The sequence below is a fragment of the Rhizobium sp. Rhizsp82 genome (genome assembly GCF_047325115.1).
GTDB lineage: Bacteria > Pseudomonadota > Alphaproteobacteria > Rhizobiales > Rhizobiaceae > Rhizobium.
The window spans coordinates 492501-516577 of record NZ_CP168571.1; the positions used below are offsets into that span (position 1 = coordinate 492501).

At 61.8% G+C, this 24077-nt stretch carries 21 protein-coding genes, 1 tRNA gene and 2 rRNA genes (1 of these 24 only partly in view); 20 read left to right on the top strand and 4 right to left on the bottom strand.

Annotation, left to right across the window (positions count from 1 at the left end):
• The 12 genes from ACEN84_RS26440 to ACEN84_RS26495 form a co-directional block, all read left to right on the top strand.
• A 23S ribosomal RNA gene (locus tag ACEN84_RS26440) occupies nucleotides 1-1683 on the top strand; it begins 1116 nt to the left of the window's first position.
• 182 nt (nucleotides 1684-1865) lie between these two features.
• A 5S ribosomal RNA gene (gene rrf / locus ACEN84_RS26445) occupies nucleotides 1866-1980 on the top strand.
• Nucleotides 1981-2222: 242 nt separating this feature from the next.
• Nucleotides 2223-2299: transfer RNA gene (locus ACEN84_RS26450), tRNA-Met, on the top strand.
• Between the two features lie 392 nt (nucleotides 2300-2691).
• Nucleotides 2692-3684, top strand: coding sequence for an MsnO8 family LLM class oxidoreductase (locus ACEN84_RS26455; RefSeq protein WP_413712251.1), 993 nt, complete (start codon nucleotides 2692-2694; stop codon nucleotides 3682-3684).
• Between the two features lie 21 nt (nucleotides 3685-3705).
• Nucleotides 3706-5055, top strand: coding sequence for an LLM class flavin-dependent oxidoreductase (locus tag ACEN84_RS26460; RefSeq protein WP_413712252.1), 1350 nt, complete (start codon nucleotides 3706-3708; stop codon nucleotides 5053-5055).
• Between the two features lie 16 nt (nucleotides 5056-5071).
• On the top strand, nucleotides 5072-6271 hold the full coding sequence (locus tag ACEN84_RS26465) for a M20 aminoacylase family protein (RefSeq protein WP_413712253.1): 1200 nt from the start codon (nucleotides 5072-5074) through the stop codon (nucleotides 6269-6271).
• A gap of 7 nt (nucleotides 6272-6278) precedes the next feature.
• Nucleotides 6279-6824, top strand: a complete 546-nt coding sequence (locus ACEN84_RS26470; RefSeq protein ID WP_112711304.1) for a GNAT family N-acetyltransferase — start codon at nucleotides 6279-6281, stop codon at nucleotides 6822-6824.
• Between the two features lie 19 nt (nucleotides 6825-6843).
• Entirely contained in the window at nucleotides 6844-8622 is a 1779-nt protein-coding gene (locus ACEN84_RS26475) for an amino acid ABC transporter permease/ATP-binding protein (protein WP_413712254.1), read from the top strand.
• Between the two features lie 89 nt (nucleotides 8623-8711).
• Nucleotides 8712-9656: an ABC transporter substrate-binding protein gene (locus ACEN84_RS26480; RefSeq protein ID WP_112711302.1), complete on the top strand. Its 945-nt coding sequence runs from the start codon at nucleotides 8712-8714 to the stop codon at nucleotides 9654-9656.
• Nucleotides 9657-9768: 112 nt separating this feature from the next.
• Nucleotides 9769-10659, top strand: coding sequence for an ABC transporter substrate-binding protein (locus ACEN84_RS26485; protein WP_413712496.1), 891 nt, complete (start codon nucleotides 9769-9771; stop codon nucleotides 10657-10659).
• A 9-nt stretch (nucleotides 10660-10668) separates the two neighbouring features.
• Complete coding sequence (locus ACEN84_RS26490) at nucleotides 10669-11742, top strand: LLM class flavin-dependent oxidoreductase (protein WP_413712255.1); 1074 nt, start codon at nucleotides 10669-10671, stop codon at nucleotides 11740-11742.
• Between the two features lie 2 nt (nucleotides 11743-11744).
• A complete protein-coding gene (locus ACEN84_RS26495; RefSeq protein WP_413712256.1) occupies nucleotides 11745-12341 on the top strand; it encodes a 2-hydroxychromene-2-carboxylate isomerase in 597 nt (198 codons plus the stop codon).
• 108 nt (nucleotides 12342-12449) lie between these two features.
• Here the strand turns inward: ACEN84_RS26495 and ACEN84_RS26500 are convergent, their stop codons facing one another.
• Genes ACEN84_RS26500 through ACEN84_RS26510 form a run of 3 tightly spaced genes read right to left on the bottom strand, consistent with a single transcriptional unit; the run spans nucleotide 12450 to nucleotide 14905 of the window.
• A complete protein-coding gene (locus ACEN84_RS26500) occupies nucleotides 12450-12941 on the bottom strand; it encodes an Lrp/AsnC family transcriptional regulator (protein WP_413712257.1) in 492 nt (163 codons plus the stop codon).
• Between the two features lie 3 nt (nucleotides 12942-12944).
• The gene (locus ACEN84_RS26505; RefSeq protein WP_199628358.1) at nucleotides 12945-14015 is read right to left on the bottom strand and encodes an LLM class flavin-dependent oxidoreductase; all 1071 of its coding nucleotides are present in this window, start codon (nucleotides 14013-14015) and stop codon (nucleotides 12945-12947) included.
• Between the two features lie 44 nt (nucleotides 14016-14059).
• Complete coding sequence (locus tag ACEN84_RS26510; RefSeq protein ID WP_413712258.1) at nucleotides 14060-14905, bottom strand: NADPH-dependent oxidoreductase; 846 nt, start codon at nucleotides 14903-14905, stop codon at nucleotides 14060-14062.
• Between the two features lie 172 nt (nucleotides 14906-15077).
• Here ACEN84_RS26510 and ACEN84_RS26515 point away from each other — a divergent pair, with 172 nt between their 5' ends.
• The 5 genes from ACEN84_RS26515 to ACEN84_RS26535 are packed head-to-tail and all read left to right on the top strand — an operon-like array spanning nucleotide 15078 to nucleotide 19998.
• Nucleotides 15078-16430, top strand: a complete 1353-nt coding sequence (locus ACEN84_RS26515; RefSeq protein WP_413712259.1) for an LLM class flavin-dependent oxidoreductase — start codon at nucleotides 15078-15080, stop codon at nucleotides 16428-16430.
• A gap of 7 nt (nucleotides 16431-16437) precedes the next feature.
• Nucleotides 16438-17274 (top strand): ABC transporter ATP-binding protein, encoded by an 837-nt coding sequence (locus tag ACEN84_RS26520; RefSeq protein WP_413712260.1) that lies wholly within the window; start codon nucleotides 16438-16440, stop codon nucleotides 17272-17274.
• A gap of 18 nt (nucleotides 17275-17292) precedes the next feature.
• Complete coding sequence (locus tag ACEN84_RS26525) at nucleotides 17293-18369, top strand: ABC transporter substrate-binding protein (protein WP_112711293.1); 1077 nt, start codon at nucleotides 17293-17295, stop codon at nucleotides 18367-18369.
• A 36-nt stretch (nucleotides 18370-18405) separates the two neighbouring features.
• Entirely contained in the window at nucleotides 18406-19230 is an 825-nt protein-coding gene (locus tag ACEN84_RS26530; protein WP_413712261.1) for an ABC transporter permease, read from the top strand.
• Nucleotides 19231-19233: 3 nt separating this feature from the next.
• A complete protein-coding gene (locus ACEN84_RS26535; protein WP_413712262.1) occupies nucleotides 19234-19998 on the top strand; it encodes an ABC transporter permease in 765 nt (254 codons plus the stop codon).
• Nucleotides 19999-20057: 59 nt separating this feature from the next.
• Here the strand turns inward: ACEN84_RS26535 and ACEN84_RS26540 are convergent, their stop codons facing one another.
• Nucleotides 20058-20621 (bottom strand): TetR/AcrR family transcriptional regulator, encoded by a 564-nt coding sequence (locus ACEN84_RS26540; protein ID WP_413712263.1) that lies wholly within the window; start codon nucleotides 20619-20621, stop codon nucleotides 20058-20060.
• Nucleotides 20622-20733: 112 nt separating this feature from the next.
• On the opposite strand from ACEN84_RS26540, the gene ACEN84_RS26545 reads away from it, so the two are divergent.
• The 3 genes from ACEN84_RS26545 (at nucleotide 20734) to ACEN84_RS26555 (ending at nucleotide 24068) form a co-directional block, all read left to right on the top strand.
• Entirely contained in the window at nucleotides 20734-22197 is a 1464-nt protein-coding gene (locus ACEN84_RS26545; protein WP_413712264.1) for an enolase C-terminal domain-like protein, read from the top strand.
• Between the two features lie 138 nt (nucleotides 22198-22335).
• Entirely contained in the window at nucleotides 22336-23214 is an 879-nt protein-coding gene (locus tag ACEN84_RS26550; protein WP_246777610.1) for an alpha/beta hydrolase, read from the top strand.
• A 5-nt stretch (nucleotides 23215-23219) separates the two neighbouring features.
• Nucleotides 23220-24068 (top strand): IclR family transcriptional regulator, encoded by an 849-nt coding sequence (locus tag ACEN84_RS26555; protein ID WP_413712497.1) that lies wholly within the window; start codon nucleotides 23220-23222, stop codon nucleotides 24066-24068.
• Nucleotides 24069-24077 lie beyond the last annotated feature (9 nt).

The following is a 24077-nucleotide window of genomic DNA, read 5'->3' on the forward strand; positions in this document are numbered from 1 at the left end:
ATTTAAAGAAAGCGTAACAGCTCACTGGTCTAAATAAGGGTCTTTGCGCCGAAAATGTAACGGGGCTGAAGCCATGCACCGAAGCTGAGGATTTGCAGCAATGCAAGTGGTAGCGGAGCGTTCCGTAAGCCTGTGAAGGGACAGTCGTGAGACATCCTGGAGGTATCGGAAGTGCGAATGTTGACATGAGTAACGATAAAGAGGGTGAGAGACCCTCTCGCCGAAAGACCAAGGGTTCCTGCTTAAAGTTAATCTGAGCAGGGTTAGCCGGCCCCTAAGACGAGGCGGACACGCGTAGTCGATGGGAACCACGTTAATATTCGTGGGCCTGGTGGTAGTGACGGATTGCGTAACTTGTTCATTCTTATTGGATTGAGTGGGCAGGGAAGCGGTTCCAGGAAATAGCTCCACCGTATAGACCGTACCCGAAACCGACACAGGTGGTCAGGTAGAGTATACCAAGGCGCTTGAGAGAACTATGTTGAAGGAACTCGGCAAATTGCACGCGTAACTTCGGAAGAAGCGTGACCCCATTTTACGCAAGTGAGATGGGGTGGCACAGACCAGGGGGTAGCGACTGTTTATCAAAAACACAGGGCTCTGCGAAGTCGCAAGACGACGTATAGGGTCTGACGCCTGCCCGGTGCTGGAAGGTTAAGAGGAGAGGTGCAAGCTTTGAATCGAAGCCCCAGTAAACGGCGGCCGTAACTATAACGGTCCTAAGGTAGCGAAATTCCTTGTCGGGTAAGTTCCGACCTGCACGAATGGCGTAACGACTTCCCCGCTGTCTCCAACATAGACTCAGTGAAATTGAATTCCCCGTGAAGATGCGGGGTTCCTGCGGTCAGACGGAAAGACCCCGTGCACCTTTACTATAGCTTTACACTGGCATTCGTGTCGGCATGTGTAGGATAGGTGGTAGGCTTTGAAGCGGGGACGCCAGTTTCCGTGGAGCCATCCTTGAAATACCACCCTTATCGTCATGGATGTCTAACCGCGGTCCGTTATCCGGATCCGGGACAGTGTATGGTGGGTAGTTTGACTGGGGCGGTCGCCTCCGAAAGAGTAACGGAGGCGCGCGATGGTGGGCTCAGACCGGTCGGAAATCGGTCGTCGAGTGCAATGGCATAAGCCCGCCTGACTGCGAGACTGACAAGTCGAGCAGAGACGAAAGTCGGTCATAGTGATCCGGTGGTCCCGCGTGGAAGGGCCATCGCTCAACGGATAAAAGGTACGCCGGGGATAACAGGCTGATGACCCCCAAGAGTCCATATCGACGGGGTTGTTTGGCACCTCGATGTCGGCTCATCGCATCCTGGGGCTGGAGCAGGTCCCAAGGGTTTGGCTGTTCGCCAATTAAAGCGGTACGTGAGCTGGGTTCAGAACGTCGTGAGACAGTTCGGTCCCTATCTGCCGTGGGTGTAGGAATATTGACAGGATCTGTCCCTAGTACGAGAGGACCGGGATGGACATATCTCTGGTGGACCTGTTGTCCTGCCAAGGGCATAGCAGGGTAGCTATATATGGACGGGATAACCGCTGAAGGCATCTAAGCGGGAAACCCACCTGAAAACGAGTGTTCCCTATCAGAGCCGTGGAAGACGACCACGTTGATAGGCCGGGTGTGGAAGTGCGGCAACGCATGAAGCTTACCGGTACTAATAGCTCGATTGGCTTGATCGTTCTCATTGCTTGTGCTCATCTCAGGGCAACCGCAAAGCGGTTGTCCCGACAGAGCGAAGGCGAAAGCCTTTGCGACGGGCGCGGCGAACACGCAGTGTTCGTCCGGTTTGTTGCACCGAAGACGTGTTCAAAAAATGCAGCCTAGCGGCTGCGCCAGCTTCTCAATTGTTGCGCTTCGCTGACCTGGTGGTCATGGCGGGGTGGCTGCACCCGTTCCCATTCCGAACACGGCCGTGAAACGCCCCAGCGCCTATGGTACTTCGTCTTAAGACGCGGGAGAGTCGGTCGCTGCCAGGTCTGCTAAACGCAACATAAATCTTCTCTGAACGAAATTACGGCCCCTGGCCGATCAAAGGGCCGCTCGCAAAGCGGCCTTTTTGCTTTCGAGCCCTATATGCAGACTGAAATAGCGATGCACCGGATCTATAATGGTGCGTCCCTTACAGGAGACAACTCCTTTGGAGTTGCTCCGGCAGTAAGCGTAAAACGTCTTCGGCGCTTTACGCTATCGCGACAAAACCCAAAGGGTTTTGCGCTGGCGCGGGGTGGAGCAGCCCGGTAGCTCGTCAGGCTCATAACCTGAAGGCCGCAGGTTCAAATCCTGCCCCCGCAACCAACGATCCCCGACACATCACAGCCCGCCATCCGGCGCGTTCTTGCGTTTCCGGGCTAGAGATAAACCGCACCCTCACTCCTCCCGAAACGCACGGCTCAACTGATCTGTCAATGGCTTCGTCAGAAACGACATCGCCGTCCGCTCATGTGTCGAGCAGAGATTCGCGCGTGACCGGCCCGGACTTCGGTCGATCCATGCCGCCCACATCTCGATGACCGGTCGAGACCTGACATTCGCAGGCAGCGGTTCGCCCTGCTGAACGGTATCGTCATCCCACCCCCGCAGCACGGTGGTTTTTTCCCCTCGTTCAACTCCAAAGAGAAAGCGGTTCCTTACCGTGCCATTTGTCTACTGATTTTATAGACAATATAGAAATATGGCGAGGTACCGTGATGACCTATCTTCTCAGCTTGCTCGACAAGGCCCCGATCGAAGCGGGCGTGAGCGCGACGGAAGCGCTTGCTGCGGCGGTCAAGCTCGCCATTGCGGCGGAGGAGCTCGGTTACCACCGCTTCTGGGTCGCCGAACATCATAGCATGACTAACCTCGCAAGTTCCGCACCGGAGGTGCTGATCTCCTATCTTCTGGCGCGTACGCGCTCGATCCGTATCGGCTCGGGCGGGGTGATGCTGCAGCACTATAGCACCTACAAGGTCGCCGAGACTTTCAACGTCCTGTCGTCGCTTGCGCCGGGCAGGGTCGATCTCGGCGTCGGCAAGGCGCCGGGCGGCTTTCCCTATTCGACGCGCGCCTTGCAGGTCGCGGTCGATCCTGCGCTGAAGCAGAGCTTTGCCGAACAGCTTTCCGAGCTGAATGACTACCTTTCGTTCGATGCGCGCGACGACCAGGCGGTCGCAACGCCTATCCCGCCGGTCAAGCCCGAGCGCTTCCTGCTCGGTGCCAGCGTCGACAGCGCTCTGCTTGCCGCGGAGAAGGGGTGGCGGCTGGTCTTTGCCGGACACCTGAATGGCGATCCCGAAAATCTCCGCAAGACCTTCGATGCCTATGCGCAGGCGAGCGGCGGCGATGTTCCGATCCTGGCGCTTGCAGCTTTCGCCGCCGAAAACGCGGAGCAGGCGAGAACCCGCGTCGGCGATCTGCGCATCGTCAAGGTGTTCCTGCCGAACGGCCAGACGGTGAATGTCGGCAATGAAGAGCAGGCGGCCGAATATGCCCGGCAGGCCGGTGTTGCCGACTACCGCACCGAGGAAAGGACCCCGAGCGTTCTCCACGGCACCGCACGTCAGGTGCGGGATGCGCTCGACGACCTCCACGCGCGCTACGGCGTCCAGGAATTCGTGCTCGACACGCCGGCCCTGACGCCGGGCGAGCGCCTCGCCTCCATCGAGCTGCTGGCAAAAGAACGCCTTTCACTCGCTGCCTAATTCCCACTCCGGAGACAGATCATGGCTCAGAAACACGTCACTTTCGGCATCATGCTGCAGGGCCCGGGCGGCCACATGAACGCCTGGAAGCATCCGAGCGGTCCGGCGGACGCCTCGACCAACCTCCAGTTCTTCGTCGATACCGCCCGCAAGGCCGAGGATGTCGGCATAGCCTTCGCGTTCGTTGCCGACGGCCTCTACATCAACGAGCAATCGATTCCCCATTTTCTCAACCGCTTCGAGCCGCTGACGATCCTCTCGGCGCTGGCCGCCTCGACATCGAAGATCGGTCTGGTGGGCACGGTATCGACTTCCTACAGCGACCCCTTCACCATCGCCCGGCAGTTCGCGTCGCTCGACCTGATCAGCGGCGGCCGCGCCGGCTGGAACGCCGTCACCTCGCCTCTGGAGGCATCCGGGCGCAATTACGGGCGCGAACATCCCGAACATGAGCTGCGATACGAGATCGCTGAGGAATATATCGACGCGGCCAAGGGCCTTTGGGATTCCTGGGATGACGACGCCTTCATCCGGGATCGCGACAGCGGGCGATATGCCGACTTCGATAAGATGCACCGGCTCGATCACAAGGGGCGGTTCTTCCGGATCGAAGGGCCGCTCAATATCCGCCGCTCGAAACAGGGCCAGCCGGTCGTCTTCCAGGCGGGCGCCTCGGATTCCGGCATCAAGCTCGCCGGCAAGCATGCCGACGCCGTCTTCACCAATGGCGGTCCGGTCGAGGATGCGAAGACCTTCTACAAGCAACTCAAGCAGAGCGCGGTCGCCCAGGGGCGCAGCGCCAGAGAGATCGGCGTCTATCCCGGCATCGGCCCGATCGTGGGTGCGACGGTGGAGGAGGCGGAAGCCAAGTATCAGGCCATCCGCGGCCTCGTTACCATCGAAGAGGCCTTGCGCTATCTCGGCCGCTTCTTCGATCACCATGATTTCAGCGTCTATCCGCTGGACGAGCAATTTCCCGAACTCGGCGATATCGGCCGCAACAATTTCCGCGCCACGACCGACCGGATCAAGAAGACGGCGCGCGAGAAGGGGCTGACCTTGCGCGAGGTTGCGCTCGATGCAGCCACGCCGCGCACGGCGTTTATCGGCACGGCCGATCATATCGCGGACGAGATCATCCGCTGGGTCGATGGCGAAGCTGCCGACGGCTTCATTCTCGGTTTCCCGGTGATCGCCGAAGGCTTCGACGACTTCGCGCATCACGTTCTGCCCATCCTGCAGCGTCGCGGCTATTTCGATCCCAAGCTGAAAGGCGAAACGCTTCGCGATCATCTGGGGCTGCCCTTCCGCACCAGCCGCTACGCCGAACGCGCCGACGATTCCGACCAGCGAAAGGCCGCCAGCGCCTGAGCGCTGGGGATGCCCGATGAACGCAAGAGTTCAAACACCCCCAGGCCATGACCGCGTCGAGCAGGGGATTGCCTCATTCCTCGACGAATTCATCGCTCTGCGCCACGATCTTCACCAATATCCGGAGCTTGCGTTTCGCGAGCATCGCACCAGCAAGCTCATCGCCTCGCGTCTTGCCTCGTGGGGCTATCAGGTCGAGCATGGCATCGCCGGCACCGGCATCGTCGCGACCTTGACGAAGGGAAACGGCAACAAGAAGGTCGCCATTCGCGCCGACATGGATGCGCTGCCGATCGAGGAGGCGACGGGCCTTGCCTATTCTAGCAGCAATCCCGGCGTCATGCATGCCTGCGGGCATGACGGGCACACGACCATCCTGCTTGCGGCGGCGCGCTATCTCGCCGAGAGCGGGCGCTTCGACGGCACGCTTCGGCTGATCTTCCAGCCGGCGGAGGAGATCGGGGCCGGTGCGCGCAAGATGATCGCTGAAGGGCTGTTCGACCGCTTTCCCGTCGATGCAGTCTTCGGGCTCCACAATTGGCCCGGCGTGCCCTCCGGGCATTTCGGCTTCGTCGCGAATGCGGCCATGGCCTCGGTCGACCAGGCGGTGATCAGGATCGTCGGCAAGGGCGGCCATGGTGCCGAGCCGCATCGCGGTGTCGATCCGGTGCTGGCATCCGCCTCATTCATCACCGCGCTGCAGAGCGTCGTCTCCCGCAATGTCGATCCGCAGGAGATGGCCGTTGTCACCGTGGGCTCGATCCACGGCGGGTCCGCCTCGAATGTCATCCCCGAAAGCGTCGAGCTGAAGCTCACCATGCGGGCCTATGACGAGAGCGTTCGCGAAAGGCTTGAGACCCGCATTCCGGCGTTGGCCCGCGCACAGGCCGAAAGCTTCGGCGCGGTGGCCGAGGTCGACTACCGGCGCGGTTTCCCGGCCCTGATCAACCATGTCGACGAAACGGCATTTGCGAGAAATGTAGCGATCAGGGCGTTCGATCGCAGCGTCACCGAGGACGATTTCCGCCCGCGGACGGCAAGTGAAGACTTCGCCTTCATGCTGCAGGAGACGCCGGGAAGCTATCTCTTCGTCGGCAACGGCGACAGCGCGCCGCTGCACAGCGCTCACTACGATTTCAATGACGCCATCATAGCGCCTGCGGCCCGTTACTGGGTGCAGCTCGCCGAAACCTTTCTCTCCGAAGACAACGGGTAACGACGACATGAGCGATACGTTTCTCTACACATCACCGCTTGATCCGCAGGCAAAGCCGCTGATCGACGAACTCATTCATGAATATGATAGCCGTTACGGCAGCTATTTCGATGAGAAGGGCGCGGCAGCCGAGCTCAACCGCTATCCCCCCGAAGCCTTCGCCGCGCCGGACGGCAACTTCGTTTTGTTGATCCGCGATGGCGTGACGATCGGCGGTGGTGCCTTCAAGCGCTATGACGAGCGGACCGCCGAGTTCAAGCGCATCTGGACCCGCTCCGACCTGCGACGTCAGGGACTGGCGCGAAAGGTTCTCGTCGAGCTTGAGGCGCAGGCGGCCCGCCAGGGCTATCAGCGCGTCTATCTGACGACGGGGTTCCGGCAGCCGGAGGCCGTCGGCCTCTATCTGAGCAACGGTTACACCGCGCTCTTCGACATCAATGTCGATCCCGAATTCTACAAGACGCTGCCGTTCGAAAAGACAATCGCGGCCGGTGCTTTCGCGCCGGCGGCAGATATCGACGCAACGCCGCTTCGAGCGGTCGCCAATCTTTGATTTGGGAAGGAACAGGGACATGGCGCTGACCAGCGAATTTGCGGCTATCGCAAAACACGAGCACAGAGCGGCGGAGACCTCCGATTTCACGCGCTACAAGATTGTTCCTGCACGCCACCCGGCGCGCCTTGTGGGCACGATCTTTGCCGCCGTGGTCATTGCGAGCATCATCTATTCGACGTCCACGAACCCGCGCTGGGGCTGGAATGTGTTTGCCGAGTGGTTCTTCGCGGAGCCGGTGCTGGCCGGCCTTGGGCGAACCCTGCTTCTGACAGCACTCGCCACCGTCTCCGGCTCGATCCTCGGAACTGCGCTGGCACTCGCCCGTGTTTCCCGCTCACCGCTGCTGTCGGGTCTCTCCTGGGGCTATATCTGGCTGCTCCGCTCGATCCCGGTCATCGTGCTGCTGCTCGTTCTCAACAATCTCGGCTATCTCTATGAAACGATCACGATCGGCATCCCCTTCACCGATACGGTCTTTGCGAGCTATCCGACGACGCAGCTTCTGACGCCGTTCGCGGCAGCCTTTCTTGGTCTGACGCTCAATCAGTCGGCCTTCTTCGCCGAGATCGTTCGCGGCGGTATCCTCTCCGTGGACCAGGGGCAGCTTGAGGCGGCCGCCTCGCTCGGCCTCTCGCATCGCCGCCAGGCATTCCGCATCATCCTGCCGCAGGCCATGCGCTCGATCCTGCCGACCGGGTTCAACGAGGTGATCGGTCTCGCGAAGGCGACCTCGATGGTCTACGTTCTGGCCCTGCCGGAGCTCTTCTACACCGTGCAGGTCATCTATCGCCGCAATCTGGAAGTCATTCCGCTGCTGATGGTCGCAACCGCCTGGTATCTCGCCATCATGACCGTGCTGTCGATCGCGCAGCACTATATCGAGCGGCATTATTCCAAGGGCGCCCTGCGCAATCCGAAGCCCTTGCCGTTCCAGGCCTTCTTCGCACGCTTTACCCGCCAGCCTGCCGCGGCTGAGGTTGCGCCTGAAACCGCGGTCGACCATAGGGGATTTGCCGATGCCGCGGTTCTGCGCGCCGGTGGCGCCATCAGCATCCAGGGAATTTCGAAAAGCTTTGGCTCGCTGAAGGTGCTCGATGGCATCGATCTCAATCTGCCTGCCGGTAGCGTGACCGCCATTCTCGGCCCCTCGGGTTCCGGCAAGTCGACGCTGCTGCGCTCGATCAATCATTTGGAGCGCGTGGACGCCGGTTTCATCGCCGTCGATGGCGAGCTCGTCGGCTACGAGCAGAAGGGCAATCTGCTCTATGAGCTCAAGGAGAACGAAATCCTGAAGCGGCGCGCCGATATCGGCATGGTGTTCCAGAGCTTCAATCTCTTTCCGCATCTGACCGTGCTCGAAAATCTGATCGAGGCACCTATCCAGGTGCGCGGCGCAAAACGCGAGGAAGCGGTCCAGCTGGCGCAGGAGTTGCTCGCCAGGGTCGGGCTCGGCGACAAGATCAATGCCTATCCCCGCCAGCTTTCGGGCGGCCAGCAGCAGCGCGTGGCAATTGCCCGGGCGCTGGCCCTCCGTCCCAAGGTTCTCCTGTTCGACGAACCGACATCGGCGCTCGATCCCGAGCTCGTCGGCGAGGTGCTCGATGTCATCAAGGAACTCGCGCGGACAGGAACGACGCTTGTCGTCGTCACCCACGAGATCGGCTTCGCCCGCGAGATCGCCGATACCGTTGTCTTCATGGACGGCGGCAAGATCCTGGAGTCCGGCCCGCCATCGAAGATCTTCACCCGGGCCGAACATTCCCGCACCAGAGAGTTTCTCGCCAAGGTGCTCTGAACTTTCCGCAGAAAACGAAATTCCGGCCGCGACGGGCGTCCGGATCGCATGCCAGCAGCCACAATTTAAAGAAGAAATGGAGTAGGGCAATGACATTCAGAAATAGCGCAATCCAGCTGCTCGCCAGCGCCGTAGCGGTGGCAACCATAGGGATCGGCTCCGCGCAGGCTGCCGAGAAATTCAACTTGAGCCCGGATACCTCGAACCGGATCCGCGCCGAGAAGGATGAAGCGGCGATCAAGGCAATCTCTCCGTCCTTCAAGTTCGTCCAGAAGGGCAAGTTCACGGTCGCCATCAACCCCTGGGATCCGCCCGTCGCGACCTACGCAACGGATGCGAAGACCGTCGTCGGTACCGATCCCGAGATCGCGCAGCTGCTCGCCGACTCTTTCGGCCTCGAGCTCGATCTCGTTCCGGTCGCCTGGGAAGACTGGCCGCTCGGTGTCTCCTCCGGCAAGTACGATGCCGTCATTTCCAACGTCACCGTGACGGAGGAGCGCAAGGAGAAGTTCGATTTCTCCACCTACCGCAATGACGTGCTCGGCTTCTACGTGAAGGCCGACAGCGAGATCACCGCGATCAAGGAGCCGAAGGACGTAGCCGGGCTGAAGGTCATCACGGGCGCCGGTACCAATCAGGAAAAGATCATCCTCGAATGGGACCGCGAGAATGTCGCCGCCGGTCTGAAGCCGATCGAGGTGCAATATTACGATGACCGGGCCGCGGCCGATCTGGCGATCCAGTCCGGCCGTGCCGATGTCGAATTCAATCCGAATGCCACGCTCGCCTACAGCTCCTCGATCAAGGGCTCCACCAAGCTCGTCGGCACCGTCAGCGGCGGCTGGCCGATTGCGGCCGAGATCGCAGTCACGACCAAGAAGGGCGCCGGACTTGCCGACGCGGTCACTCTCGCTCTCAACGACCTCATCAAGAATGGCAAGTATGGCGAAGTGCTGAAGCGCTGGAACCTGACATCAGAGGCGACGGCGGAATCGAAGACCAACCCGCCGGGACTGCCGAAGAGCGGTTCCTAAGGCTGGCCGTGCGGGCCGGCGCGAGGGACGCGAGCCGGCCCGCACCGTTCATTTCAGGAGATTTAAAATGATGTCTTTTGCTACCTGGCGCCAAGCGCTGTGCTTGAGTGCGATGATGCTGGCTGCCTCCGGCACTGCGCATGCCGGCGACGAATTCGATCTGAGCCCCGAGCAACCCGCTCGTGTCCATGCGGTGAAGAATGAAGCGGCGATCGCCTCGATTCCGAAGAGCTTTGCCTTCGTCACGCCGGGCAAGTTTACCGTTGCGATCAGCCCGGGCGGACCACCGCTTGCAACCTATGCCACCGACGCGAAGACGGTCGTCGGCGCCGATCCCGAATATGCCAATGCGATTGCCGAAAGCCTCGGGCTGGAGCTGGAGATCGTGCCGGTCGCCTGGATCGACTGGCCTCTTGGTCTCGTCTCGGGCAAGTATGACGCCGTCATCTCCAATGTCGGGGTCACCGAAGAGCGCAAGCAGAAGTTCGACTTCTCGACCTATCGCAAAGGCCTGCATGGCTTCTTCGTGAAGGGTGACAGCGCGATCGCCTCCATCAAGGAACCGAAGGATGCGGCGGGTCTGCGCATCATCGTCGGTGCTGGGACCAACCAGGAGCGGATCCTGCTGAAGTGGAGCGATGAGGACGTTGCCGCCGGCCTGAAACCGATCGAGCTTCAATATTTCGACGACGAGGCAGCGAGCCTGCTGGCGCTGCAATCAGGACGAGCCGACGTCATTGTTCAGCCGCATGCGCAGCTCGTCTTCATCGCCGCCCGCGACAAGAACATCAAGCGCGTGGGAACGCTGAGCGCCGGCTGGCCCGATCGCTCCGACGTCGCGATCACGACGCGCAAGGGCAGCGGCATTGCCGACACGCTGACGATCGCCACCAACGGCCTGATCAAGGACGGCACCTACGCCAAAATCCTCGATCATTGGCATCTGTCGGAGGAAGCCTTGCCTGCTTCGGAGACGAATCCACCCGGCCTGCCGAAATTCTGAGTTCCAGAGATGACCAGCAATTCCATTGCGATCAAACATGTCGGGTTCCTGACGCCCGGAAACTATCCCGAAGACGATCCCCATCGCGGGCTCGAAGAAACGCTCCAGCTCCTGAAACATGGCGAAGCGCTTGGCTTCAACAGTGCCTGGGTCAGGCAGCGGCATCTGGAACCGGGTATTTCCTCGGCAACTGCCTTTCTGGCGGCCGCCACCCAGCGGACCGAGAGGATCGAGCTCGGGACGGCGGTCATTCCGATCGGCTACGAAAGCCCGTATCGGTTGGCCGAGGATCTCTCGACCGTCGATGTGCTCTCCCGAGGTCGGCTCAATGTCGGGCTGAGCGCGGGACGGCCGCTCCATGCCGATCTGATCGGGCCGCTCGCTTTTGATGGCGACTGGGAGAGCCATGACTTCTCGCATGCCCGCGTTATCAGGTTTGCCGACAATCTGAAGGGGCACTATCTCGGCGACGAGGAGACGCGGATCAAGACGCCCTTCGGCCCGCAGCGTCCGCGGCTCAATCCCCATGCCAAGGGCCTGATCGACCGCATCTGGTATGGAGGAGGGTCCCTGCGCTCCGCAGCCTGGGCCGGACAGAACGGCTTCAATCTCCTGATCGGCAACGTGACGACGGGCGAGGAGACAGACGAGTTCTTTGTCGCCCAGGGACGCCAGCTCGAGCGCTACAGAAATTCCGGTGGGGCCGGGCGCCGGGTGGCGCTCGGAAGGGTCATCGTCCCCTTCGACAGTGCCAGCCTGGCAACGCGCAAGCGCTACGCTGCCTATGCCGCCGGCCGTCACGAACGGACGCTCACGCCGCAGGGCGAGCGCCGCACCCTGTTTGCCCGTGACCTCGTCGGAACGGCTGACGAAATCCTGGAGACGCTATACGCGGATCCGATCCTGCCTCATGTCGAGGAATTCCGTCTGGAGCTTCCCTATGAATTCATCGACGAGGATTACCGCCAGATTCTACACGACTTCGTGACGCTGATCGGTCCCGAACTCGGTTGGCGCCCTGCCGCGCTTCAGCCATTATCGCCGCGCGCCGGTGACGTGAGATCTTTGGAATCAGGATATTAGCAATGACGAAGTCCCTCGAATATTTCTTCTCCATCGGTTCTCCCTGGTCCTATATCGGCCTCGATGCCTTCGTCGATCTCGCCAAGCGGCACCAGGTGGAGATAGAGCCTTTCCTGACCACCGTGATCGAGGAAAACGGCGGCATCTTCTCGCGCAACCGGCCGGAAATCCGCCGGGCCTACTGGATCAGGGACCTGAAACGCTGGGCGAAGGTGCGCGGCAAGGAAATCTGGCTCGACAAGCGCCCGGAACTCGGTGATCCGACGCCCGCCTCCTTTCTGGTGATCGCAGCCTATCTCGACGGCAAGGATTGGGTGGGTGTCACTCGCGCGTTGCAGACCGCCTATTGGGCGGACGCACGTGATAACGGCAAACCCGAGGCGCGGGCCGAGGTCGTCACCCGAGCCGGTTTCGACGGCGAGGCACTTCTCAAGCGCCAGGGCGACGACGATGTCCAGAAGAAGTGGAGCCGTGACCGCGAACGCGCCCGCAACAGCGGCGTCTTTGGTTTCCCGACATTCATCTATGACGGGGAAACCTATTGGGGTCAGGACAATCTCCCCTTCCTTGAGCGGCACTTCGAGAGTGACCGGCCCTGAGGCTCATGTGAAAGCGCAGGCAGCGTCTCGCTCCTTCCTTACCCCCAGGCAAGGCCGTCATTGCGCCGGTGGCGCCGCCGAACGTCACAATGTCGCGTCCAGTCGCGGCTAGCTTCCGCGCGCCGCCTTGGGGTTGTTGATCGGCAGATAGGATAAGGGAAGCTCGGTCGTGAACTTCAGCTCCTGCATGGCAAAGCGCGAGCTGACGTCACCGATCTCGATCTTCGCCACCAGCCGCTTGTAGAACGCGTCATATCCTGCGACGTCGGGCACCACGACCCGCATCAGATAGTCGACGTCGCCGCTCATGCGGTAGAACTCGACCACTTCGGCAAAGCTTGTCACCACCTCGGAAAACCGGCGCAGCCATTCCGGCGAATGCGCCTTGACCCGGATGGACACGAAGACGGTGACGGCGGCGTTGATTTTCGCCGCGTCGAGCAGGGCGACCCGCCGGCGGATGACCTTCTCTTCCTCCAGCTTCTGAACCCTTCGCCAGCAGGGCGTGTTCGAAATGCCGACCGACTTGGCAAGCTCCGGCCCGGGGATGTCGGCGTCGCTCTGCAGCTGCGCCAGGATTTTGCGATCGACCCGATCCATCTCTCAATCCCTCAGGAGCGGCAGCAGCTTGTTTCCCTGCCGTTTGATCTCGGCAAGGTAGGGCGTATCCGAGAGCACGAAATGCGTGATGCCGAGGTCGCGGTATTTGCGCAGCGACGAGGCGACATCCTCGGCCGAGCCGACCAGCCATGTCGTTCCCGCGCCGCCGCCGCCGAATTTTCCGGGAGCGGTATAGAGGTTGTCATCGAGCACATCGCCGCGCTCGTGCAGTTCCAGGAGGCGGCGTTGGCCGACGGCGACAGAGCCACGATGGTCCTGCCAGCTGCCGCCCTGATTTGCCGCCATGGCGGCAACCTTCTTTTCGGCATCCGCCCAGGCTTCCTCGCGCGTCTCCCGCACGAGCGTGGTGATCCTCAGACCGAATTCCAGCGGTGCAAGATCGCGGTCGAGATCGCGGCTCAGGCGCTTCAGCCTGTCGATGCGTTCCCTGACGCCATCGAGCGGTTCGCCCCAGAAGAGCTGCACGTCCGCCTCGGTCGCGGCGACCTTTTCGGCTGCCTCCGAAGCGCCGCCGAAATAGAGCTTGGGGTGGCGGCGGTTGCCATTTCCGGCGATGCGCGGCTGGACGGTCGAGCCCTCCAGCCGGAAATGCTCGCCCGCCGAGGTCACGTTTTCTTCCGTCCAGAGGCGGCGCACGAGGCGCATGAATTCCTTGGTGCGTGCGTAGCGATGGGCCTGATCGCCCTCGCTGTCGCCATAGGCGGCAAGATTATCCTGCCCCGAGACAATATTGACGCGGACCCGGCCGCCGCTGAGGTGGTCGAGCGTTGCGGCCGCAGAAGCGAAGTTCGCCGGGCGCCAATAGCCGGGCCTGATGGCGATCAGCGGCTCGAAGGTCTTGGTGCGCGCTGCCAGCGCCGTGGCAACCGTGAACGTATCCGGCCGCCCCCAACCGGTGCCGATCAGCGCGCCCTTCCAGCCGTGATCCTCGAGCGCCTGCGCATGCTCCGTCAGCGTTTCCAGGCTGTTGTGATCGATGGTGGCGCTGTCGCCGCGGTGACCGGCCTTGATGTCGTTCGGGATGTACCAGAGAAACTCGGAACTGTTGGTCATGCCTGTGCCTGCTGATCGATTTGCTGAATGAAAGGGCAGGGCGCTTACTTGAGCGCGATGCCGAGCTTTCGGATGACGCCCTTCAGAACGTGACGGCCTTTCAGTGCTGCGACTGTGCCGATGCGGTTGCTGACCTGTTCGGTCCAGTCGATCCGCGGCATTGCCTGTTCCGCCTGGAAGGTTGCAAGCGCACGGTTATAGGCGTCGAGAGCAGGCCGGTGTGCACCGGGATCGTAGCGATCGCGATGGAGGATTGCTGCCTGGCCGAGCCGCGGCTTCACATCTGCAGGCCTGCCCGGATCGGGATAGCCGACCGTGAGGCCGAAGACCGGGAACACGCCTTTGGGCAGCCCGAGCTCGCGCGCCACGCTTTCCGGATCATTGCGGATGGCGCCGATATAGCAGGTGCCGAGGCCAAGGGATTCGAGCGCCACGACGGCATTCTGCGCAGCAAGAGCTGCATCGATGACACCGAGCAGGAAATTCTCGATATAATCGAGACCTTCGGCCGTACCGCCCTGCGTCTCAGCGATGTCACGCGGGCGGGCGAGATCGGCGAGCCAGACCAGAAGAAGCGGCGCCCCGGCAATCTGGCGCTGATTGCCGGCAACGGCATTCAGACGATCCCTGATGTCTTTATTTTCGACGGCGATCACGCTCCAGGCCTGGAGGTTAGACGAACTCGGCGCCGATTGAGCCGCGGCGACGGCAAGTTCGATCACATGCGCGGGCACGGATTGCGGGAGATAATCGCGGACGCTGCGGTGCGACAGGATTGCGTCGAGCGCCTCGTTCCATTGTCCGGACAGCGCCTTCTCGCTGCGATACCGGCTCTTTACGATCGCGGCCAGTCTGTCTTCCTGTGGCGCGATGGGCGCTGACAAAGTCATTCATATCTCCTTGGGCGCGATGCGGGCCGCACCGGTGAGCCGAAAACATGCCCGCTCGCGCGCAGCCTTTCCAATTACAAAAGTTCCTTCAGTGGCCTCGAAATAGAATATAATTTCTATAGATATTATTTTTTTAATCCTAGCCTGACTGCTCCTTCGAACGGAGCTCGAAATGGCTGAACGATCGCAACTCAGGCTCGGCGCCTTTCTCTACCCGACCGGACATCACATTGCCGCTTGGCGTCATCCGGATGCGCAGGCCGATGCCGGCTCAAACTTCGCCCATTACGTGGAACTGGCGCAGCTCGCCGAGCGCGGCAAGTTCGACCTGATCTTCATGGCCGATGGCGTCGGCACGCGCGGAACCGATATCGAGGCCCTGAGCCGCACCGCCACGCGCTATGTCGCGCAGTTCGAACCGATCACGCTGCTCTCGGCGCTGGCGGCGGTCACCCGCAATATCGGCTTCGTCGCGACCGCCTCGACATCCTATAACGAGCCCTATCATATCGCCCGCAAATTCGCCTCGCTCGACCATATCAGCGGCGGCCGGGCAGGATGGAACCTCGTCACCTCGTCCAGTGAGCACGAAGCGCACAATTTCGGCCGCGACGAGCATTATGCCCACGGCGAGCGCTACGAGCGCGCCGAGGAATTCGCCGATGTCGTGACCGGGCTGTGGGATACCTGGGAAGAGGGCGCCTTCCCGCGCGACAAGCAGAGCGGTCTCTATTTCGATCCCGACAAGCAGCATGTCCTCAATCACAAGGGCAAGTTCTTCAAGGTTCGCGGGCCGCTGAACGTTGACCGTTCGCCCCAGGGACATCCGGTGCTCGTTCAGGCGGGCTCTTCCGAGCCCGGCAAGGAGCTCGCGGCGCGCACCGCTGAAGTCGTCTTTACCGCCCACCAGACATTCGAGGATGCCCGCGCCTTCTATGCCGATCTCAAGGGGCGCCTGCGCAAATACGGCCGTCACGCCGATGATCTGAAGGTTATGCCTGGCATCTTTCCCGTCGTCGGCCGTACGATCGCCGAGGCGGAAGAGAAGTTCGAACAGATCCAGGAGCTGATCCATCCGGCCGTCGGCCTGGCCTTGCTGAGCGGCATGACTGGCGGCGTCGATCTCTCTGCCTATTCCCTCGATGGGCCGGTTCCGCCGCTGCCGGAGACCAATGCCAGCAAGAGCCGCCAGCGCCTGCTGCTCGATCTCGCCCATCGCGAGAACCTGACGATCCGCCAGCTTTATCTCAGGATCGCCGGCGCGCGCGGCCACCGGCAGATCGTCGGCACGCCGGCGCAGATCGCCGACGAGATGCAGCACTGGTTCACGGGTGGAGCCGCCGATGGCTTCAACATCATGCCCCCGCATCTGCCCGTCGGTCTTCGCGATTTCGTCGATCTCGTGCTGCCGGAGCTGCGCCGCCGTGGCCTGTTCCGCAACGAATATGAAGGCACGACGCTGCGCCAGAATCTGGGGCTGCGCACACCGCAGCATCCGGCATCCGCCCCTCTTGCCGCCGAGTAGGATCACCATGAGCATCGCCCATCTCCAGGCCGACCACATCACCCGCCGCTTCAAGATCGGCAAGGATACGCTGACTGCCCTCGACGATGTCAGCGTCGATGTCGCCAAGGGCGAATTCGTCACCATCGTCGGCGCCAGCGGCTGCGGAAAATCGACCCTGTTACGGCTGCTTGCCGGTCTCGATGTCACCACCGCCGGGCGCATCCGCCACGGCGGCGCCGAGGTGCACGAGCCGAGCCTCGATCGCGGCATCGTCTTTCAGGAGCCGCGGCTCTTTCCCTGGCTGACGGTCGAGCAGAATGTCGCTCTCGGTCTCCTGAACACCAGGCTGCCGAAGGCCCGCAAGGCTGAGCTGGTGCGCGAGCATCTCGAGCTCGTCGGTCTTGGCGGCTTTGCCACCGTCTATCCGCATCAGCTTTCCGGCGGCATGGCGCAGCGCGCCGGTATCGCGCGCGGGCTGGTCAATCGTCCGAACGTGCTGCTGCTCGACGAACCCTTCGGCGCGCTCGACGCGATCACCAAGGCGCGCCTTCAGGACGAGCTCCAGGACATTTGGGCCAAGGAAGGCATCACCATGGTGCTCGTCACCCATGATGTCGAAGAGGCGGTCTATCTCGGTGACAGGGTGGTTGTGATGTCGCCGCGCCCCGGCCGGGTGCGCGAGATCATCCCTGTTGCGATCGACCGCCCGCGCCGGCGCACGTCGCCTGAGATTGCCGCAGTGCGCGACCGCGTTCTCAACAGCCTGCATGCCACCGGCGAAATCGCCGCTCCCGCAGCCCCACGCCCGCTGCGCGCGCCCGAACAGGATCGCCCGCGGCCGGCGATCGCCATTGCACGATAAGCATCAACGGAGACAATCATGAAACGCATCACCTTTACCCGTCTGGCCGCCGGCCTCGCCATTCTGCTTGCGGCGACGGCAACATCGGCACGCGCCGAGGATCCGCTTGTCATCCATGTCGGCTATGCCGCGATCGGCATCGACAACAGGCCCTATTCGGAAGGCACCTCGGCCGCGACCGCGCGGGCCGGCGAATTCCTGGAGAAGGAATTTGCGAATGATCCCAACATCAAGATCGAGTGGACCTTCTTCAAGGGCGCCGGTCCCGCCGTCAACGAGGGCTTCGCCAACGACCAGCTCGACTTCGCCTATCAGGGCGACCTGCCGGCGCTGATCGGCCGCGCCACCGGTTTGAAGACCAAGTATCTGCTGGCAAGTGGCGCACGCAAGCCGCTCTATCTCGCCGTCGCCAAGGATTCCGGCATCAAGTCGATCGAGGATCTGAAGGGCCGCAAGATCGCCCTGCAACGCGGCACCAACGGCCACCTGGCAGCGATCAAGATTCTGGAAGCGCATGGCCTGACCGAACGCGATGTCCAGGTCGTCAATCTCGATAGTGCTGGCACCGTTGCAGCTTTGACCAGCAAGGATATCGATGCCGCTTTCGGCGATACGCAGCTGATCAACCTTGCGGCCAAGGGTGCGGCCGACGTCATCTACACCACCAAGGGCGACGATCCGCGCTTCGGCCGAAACGCCGGCATCATCGGCCGCGAGGCCTTCATCGATGCCCATCCCGAAATCACCCAGCGCGTCGTCGACGCCTTCGTCAAGGCCGCAAAGTGGTCGTCCGACGAGCCGAACCGCGCGGCGCTCTTCGAGCTCTGGCACAAGTCCGGCACGGCAATCCCGATCCTCGAGGAGTATTTCAAGGGCGATACGCTCGCCTACCGCAATTCGCCGCTGATCGATGATCTCCTGGTGTCGCAGTACACGGAGCAGGCGGCCAAGAGCAAGGAATTCGGCCTGATCCGCCGCGATGTCGATCTCAAGGGCTGGTTCGAACCGAAATATCTCGACAACGCGATCGAGCGTCTCGGTTTCAAGAACTTCTGGCAGGCCTATGGCGCCGACGGCAAACCCGTCGCGTCGTGATCTTGCTGACCGAACAGCCTGAGTGAAAGACCCGGCATGGCAATCGATATCGAGTTCGAAGGACAGGCGCGGCGGCGCAATTGGTCGCAGCATCCGGCCATTCGCCAGATCCGCCGGGGAGAGGCATTCCTCTTCCCGGCCGGTCTGATCGCCCTCTGGTGGATCGCTTCGGCGCGCGGCTGGCTGCCGGAACAGATCCTGCCGGCGCCCGCCTATGTCGTCGCGACCGGGCGGGACATGATCTCGACCGGCGAACTGTTCTATCATGCCGGCGTCAGCCTCCGCCGCGTCGTCTTCGGCTTCGCGATAGGGGCCGCTCTCGGCATGGTTCTTGGAATTGCCATGGGCCTCTCCCGGCGCTTCGAGGATTATGTCAAACCGGTCTTCCTTGCCTTCGCACAGATCCCGACGCTCGGCTGGATCCCGCTTCTGATGCTGCTCGTCGGTATCGAGGAAACGCTGAAGATCATCATCATCGCCAAGGGCGCTCTGGTGCCGGTAACGCTGAACACCTTCTCGGGCATTCGCAGCGTTCCAGCCAAATATCTGGAGGTCGGTCGGGCATTGCGCTTCAGCCGCTGGCAGACGCTGCGGCTGATCATCCTCCCAAGCGCCGTGCCCTCGATCTTTACCGGTATCCGCTACGGCCTGACGCATGCCTGGACGTCGCTTGTCGGCGTCGAACTCCTGGCCTCTTCGGAGGGGCTCGGATACCTGCTCGTCTGGGGCCGCCAGATGTTCTGGCTCGATACCGTCATCATCGCCATGGTCGTCATCGGCATCATCGGTTTCGCCATGGATCGCGGACTGGAAGCATCCGAGGTGCTGATCCGGCGCTGGAAACGGCAGGCGGAGGACTGAGAGATGGAAGAGACTTCAAACTTCGTCCGCATCCGCCGGGGATTGACGCTGCCGCTTCTGCTGCTTGTCGCATGGGAGGCCTCGAGCCGCTTCGGTCTGGTCGATATCCGCTTCCTGCCGCCGATCGAGGACGTCATCCTGACGGCCAAGCAGGAGATCATCGACAACGGCTTGGTCGGCCAGCTCGGCTCGAGCCTGCTGCGCAATATCGCGGGCTTCCTGATCGGCGCCGTCCTCGGCATCGGTTTCGGCACGCTGCTCGCCGTCGTCAACATCGCCGACCGGCTGATCATGCCGACCTTCAACGGCATCAAGCAGATCTCGCTGCTTGCCTGGATCCCGCTGATCTCCGTCTGGTTCGGCTTCGGCGAGCAGGCAAAGATCGTCTTCGTGGCGCTTGCCGCCTTCATTCCGATTGCGCTCAACACGCATGACGGCATCAACGATGCGCCGCGCGAACTGGTCGAGGTCGGCCGTGCGCTGCGCTTCAATTCCTGGCAGCGCATCAGCCGGATCTATCTCCCGGTCGCCCTGCCGTCGATCGCGACCGGCATCCACCTCGGCCTGATCTATTCCTGGCTCGCAACTGTCGGCGCCGAATACTTCCTCGCTGTCGGCCCCGGTATCGGCGGCCTCGTCATCGCCGGCCGCGAGCGCTTCGACATGGCCCTCGTCATGGTCGGCGTCATCATCCTCGGCATTGTCGGTTTTGCGTTCAATCGGCTGGCGGGTGCTGCGGAACGCCGCTTGCTGCGGTGGCGGGAGTGATGAAAACATCCGTTTGAAAGCGGCGTTGCTCGCTGCGGTCGGCCGAGGCCTTCGCATATTCAGGCCGGCAGAAGGCCCGCGGCCCGGTAGCTGTCGATCAGCGTGTCGTAAAGGGAGATATCGGCGCGGCTTCTCGCCATGAGCTGTGCGCCCGCCACCGCCGCAAACACGGCTTTGGCGCGCGCCTCACCTGCTTCTTCATCGACGGCGCCCGACGCGAGCAGTGCCTTTTTCAGCCAGGCGACGTTAACGTCTGCGAAGACCTGCACCTCTTCCTTCACCTGGTCCGGCAGGTCATCGTATTCGGCTCCCATGAAACTGCACAGACACATGCGGTTTTCGTTTTCGAGGGCCCGCCGGAAAGTCACCGGGAAAAAGCGCAGGCGCTCGGCCGGGTCGGGATTTTCATCCCAGATCTTTTCGAGATCGGCAGCCGCATCTTCCCAATATCGTTTGGCGACTGCGGTGGCGAGTTCGGCCTTGCTTGGGAAGTGATAATAGAGACTGGCGGCCTTGATACCGACCTCGGCGGCCAGATCGCGCATGCTGAGGCCGCCGTATCCATGGGCCTGAGCCGCCTTCTTGGCTGCCTCCATGATGTCTTCACGCGCATTCGTACCCATTTTCACGGCCTTTCTGGTCGCGCCCAGTTAATCGAAAAAAGGGGGTTGACCAAGGAAAACTTTGCTTCTATCCGTATCTAACTAACGTTAGTTAGTCAAATGGAGCAGAAAGATGCAACAGGAAAAACTCTATTATACCAACGCCACCAAACTGGCCGACTTGATCCGCACCAAGCAGGTCTCGCCTGTCGAAGTCGTCCAGGCGCATCTCGATCGCATTGAGGCCGTCAATCCCAGGCTCAATGCCATCGTCACAATGGCCGACGGTGCGCTTGAGGCTGCAAAGAAGGCTGAGGCCGCGGTCATGTCAGGCGAAAAGCTCGGCGCGCTGCATGGCGTCCCGTTCACCGTCAAGGACAGCATCGATACCGCTGGCGTTCTCACGCAGCGCGGTTCGCCGATCTTCAAGGGACGTGTGCCCGACACAGACGCCACCGCCGTTGCCCGCGTCAAGGCTGCCGGAGGTATCCTGATCGCCAAGACCAATCCGCCCGAGTTCGCCACCTCGATCGAGACCGACAACCTCCTGACCGGCCAGACCAACAACCCCTGGAATCTCGACTATGTGAACGTCAATATCGCGATCACCAAGATCGAAACCGATATCGGCGTCACCGGCTACGGCATCGGCCGCGACAATGTCGGCGAGAACGCCATGCGCAAGCAGTTCCTCGCCAAGATGATCGGCAAGGACCCGACGATGACCGAGGCGGTCTGGAAGGAATTCTGGATCCCGAAGCTCTACGGTCGCCGCGGCCAGGAAACCAAGGCGCTGTCGTCGATCGACATGGCGCTCTGGGACATCAAGGGCAAGCTTGCCGGCCTGCCGATCTGGCGTCTGCTCGGTGGTTACCGTAACCGTATCCCGACCTATGTGGCCGGCGGCTACTACAGCAAGGGCAAGGGCACGCGCGACCTGCAGGCGGAGATGGAGGGCCACGTCAAGAACAACGCCCGCGCCGTCAAGATGAAGATCGGTGCCGTCGAGATCGCCGAGGATGTCGAGCGCATCAAGGCCGTTCGCGAAGTGCTCGGTCCCGATATCAAGCTGATGATTGATGCCAACTGCGCCTATTCCTATTCGGACGCGATCCGCATCGCCAAGCGCGTCGAGGAATATGACATCTACTGGTTCGAGGAAGCCGTTCAGCCTGATGACTACGAAGGCTTCATCAAGCTTTCGCGCGCCACCTCCATTCCGCTCGCGACCGGCGAAAACGAATATACCAAGCATGGCTTCCGCGACCTGATCGCCACGCAGGCGATCGCCTTCCTGCAGCCGGATGCCCGCTACATGGGCGGCGTTACCGAGTTCATGAAGGTCGCCGGCATGGCGCAGGCCCACGGCCTCAACATCTGCCCGCATGGCGACCAGCAGGCGCATATCCAGCTGCTCGGCGCCATCCCGAACGGCCATATGCTCGAATTCGGTGCCAAGGAACTGAACCCGATGGCGGGCCAGGTCTACAAGTACACGCCGGATCTGAACGAAGACGGCACCGTGACCATTCCTGACGTACCCGGCATGGCGAGCGATCCGAACGAGGCCGCGCTCGAAAAGTACCGGGTCGCCTGACGCAATTGTGGCGGGGCGCCCGAGGCCTATGCGGTCTTCGCCGGGCGTCCCGCTATAATCTCTTGATTCGGAACGGCTTGCCGGATCCGGACAAAAAGACTTTCGATTGGGACAGCCTGCCAGATAAGGGAACTTTGGTTGCAAAACGAAACAACGGAAAAGATCGTTTACGTGAAGACGGAGGACGGCCTCACGCTTGAGGGCCTGATGCTGCAGCCTTTGGGGCAGCCGACGCCCGCCGAAACGGTCATCTGGTTTCACGGCCTGCACCAGAAGTTCTCGGAAGCCGAATATGTCAATATCGGCAGGCAGCTCGCTGCCCGCGGCTTCCGTTTCATCACGGCGAACCTCCGCAGCCACGATTTCGGCACCTGGTTCCGCACCGACAAGGGCGCCTATCTCGGCGGCAGTGCCTGGGAGCTGTTCAGCGAATCCCCGCTCGACATCGCCGCATGGATCGACTTCGCGACGAAGGATCCGGGCCGCGTCGTGCTCGCCGGGCATGGTCTTGGCGGAGCGAAGGTCGTTTACTATCAGGCCGAGCGCCGCGATCCGCGGCTGGCGGGCTTGATCATCGCCTCGTCTGGTTCGCTGTTTCGCGAAAAGATGCGCCAGGACCTGCATCCCGTGGCAGCGAAGATGATCGCGGAAGGGCGGGAAAAGGAACTGCTGCCCTGGGGTACGCGCGGCGACCGCCAGGTCGCGACGATCAGTGCCGAATCTTACATGGATCTGGACCGTATCCACGAGTCGCTCTACGGCTATCAGAGCGTTCCGCCGGCGCTGGCGCGCATCACATGCCCGATCCTTGCCTGGTACGGCTCGAAGGAAAAGCTCGCCAACAAGGACATCGACGACTTCCTGGCGCGCGTGCGCCGCACGGCCACGGCATCGTCCCTGGTGAAGACAAGGAAGATTGCAGGGGTTGAATTTTTCTACACCGGAAGTGAAAAGGTAATAGCCGGCGAAATCGAACGCTGGTGCGAACAGTTACGGACACTCCAGGCGGCCGTTTGATTGATATGAAGGAAGCTTCCAACCGTCCCGGACGCAAGCCCACCCGTGAGGTCCTGCCGGTCACCCGTACGCTGGACCGCGGCCTTTCCGTGCTGCAGATTCTGGCCAAGGCGCCCGGTCTGAGCCTCTCGGAACTGTCGCGCGAACTTGATCTTTCGCCGAGCACGGTGTCGCGCCTGCTGGCAACGCTTTCGGAGCGCGGCTTCGTCGCGCAGGAAAACGGCACCTTCAAGATCGGCCTCGGTGCCTTCGAGGTTGGGCTCGCCTTCTCCAAGCACATGCGTATCGATCAGGTCGCTGGACCGATCGTCCAGAGACTGGTCCACGAGATCGGCGATACCGTCAGCCTCTGCATCCTTGAAGGCAAGGAAGTCATCTATGTCGATCAATATGAGGGACGCGGCACCGCGCGAACGGTGATGCGCATCGGCTCCCGCCAGCCGCTCTATTGCACGGCGGCCGGCAAGGTGATGCTTGCCTGGCTCTGGGAAGAGCGGGTCCGCGATCTCCTCGGCGATGGCGCGCTTACGCGCTACACGGAACATACGCTGACGACGACCGACCAGGTGCTGCACGAGCTCGAAAACGTGCGCAAGCGCGGTTACGCGACCGACCTGCAGGAGCTTGAGAACGGCGTCTGCTGCGTCGCCGCTCCCATTCGCGGGCGCTCGGGAGAGGTCATCGGCGCGATTTCCGCCTCGGCGATCGAACTGCGCATGACGTCCGATCGCATCGCCTTTCTCGGACCGGAGCTCGCCCAGGTCGCGAACGACATTTCCCACCGCCTCGGCTGGCGCTCCCCCGACCAGGGCAATCGCGGCCACTCGAAATTCAACGACATCTTCAGCGACTGAAGCCTTCGG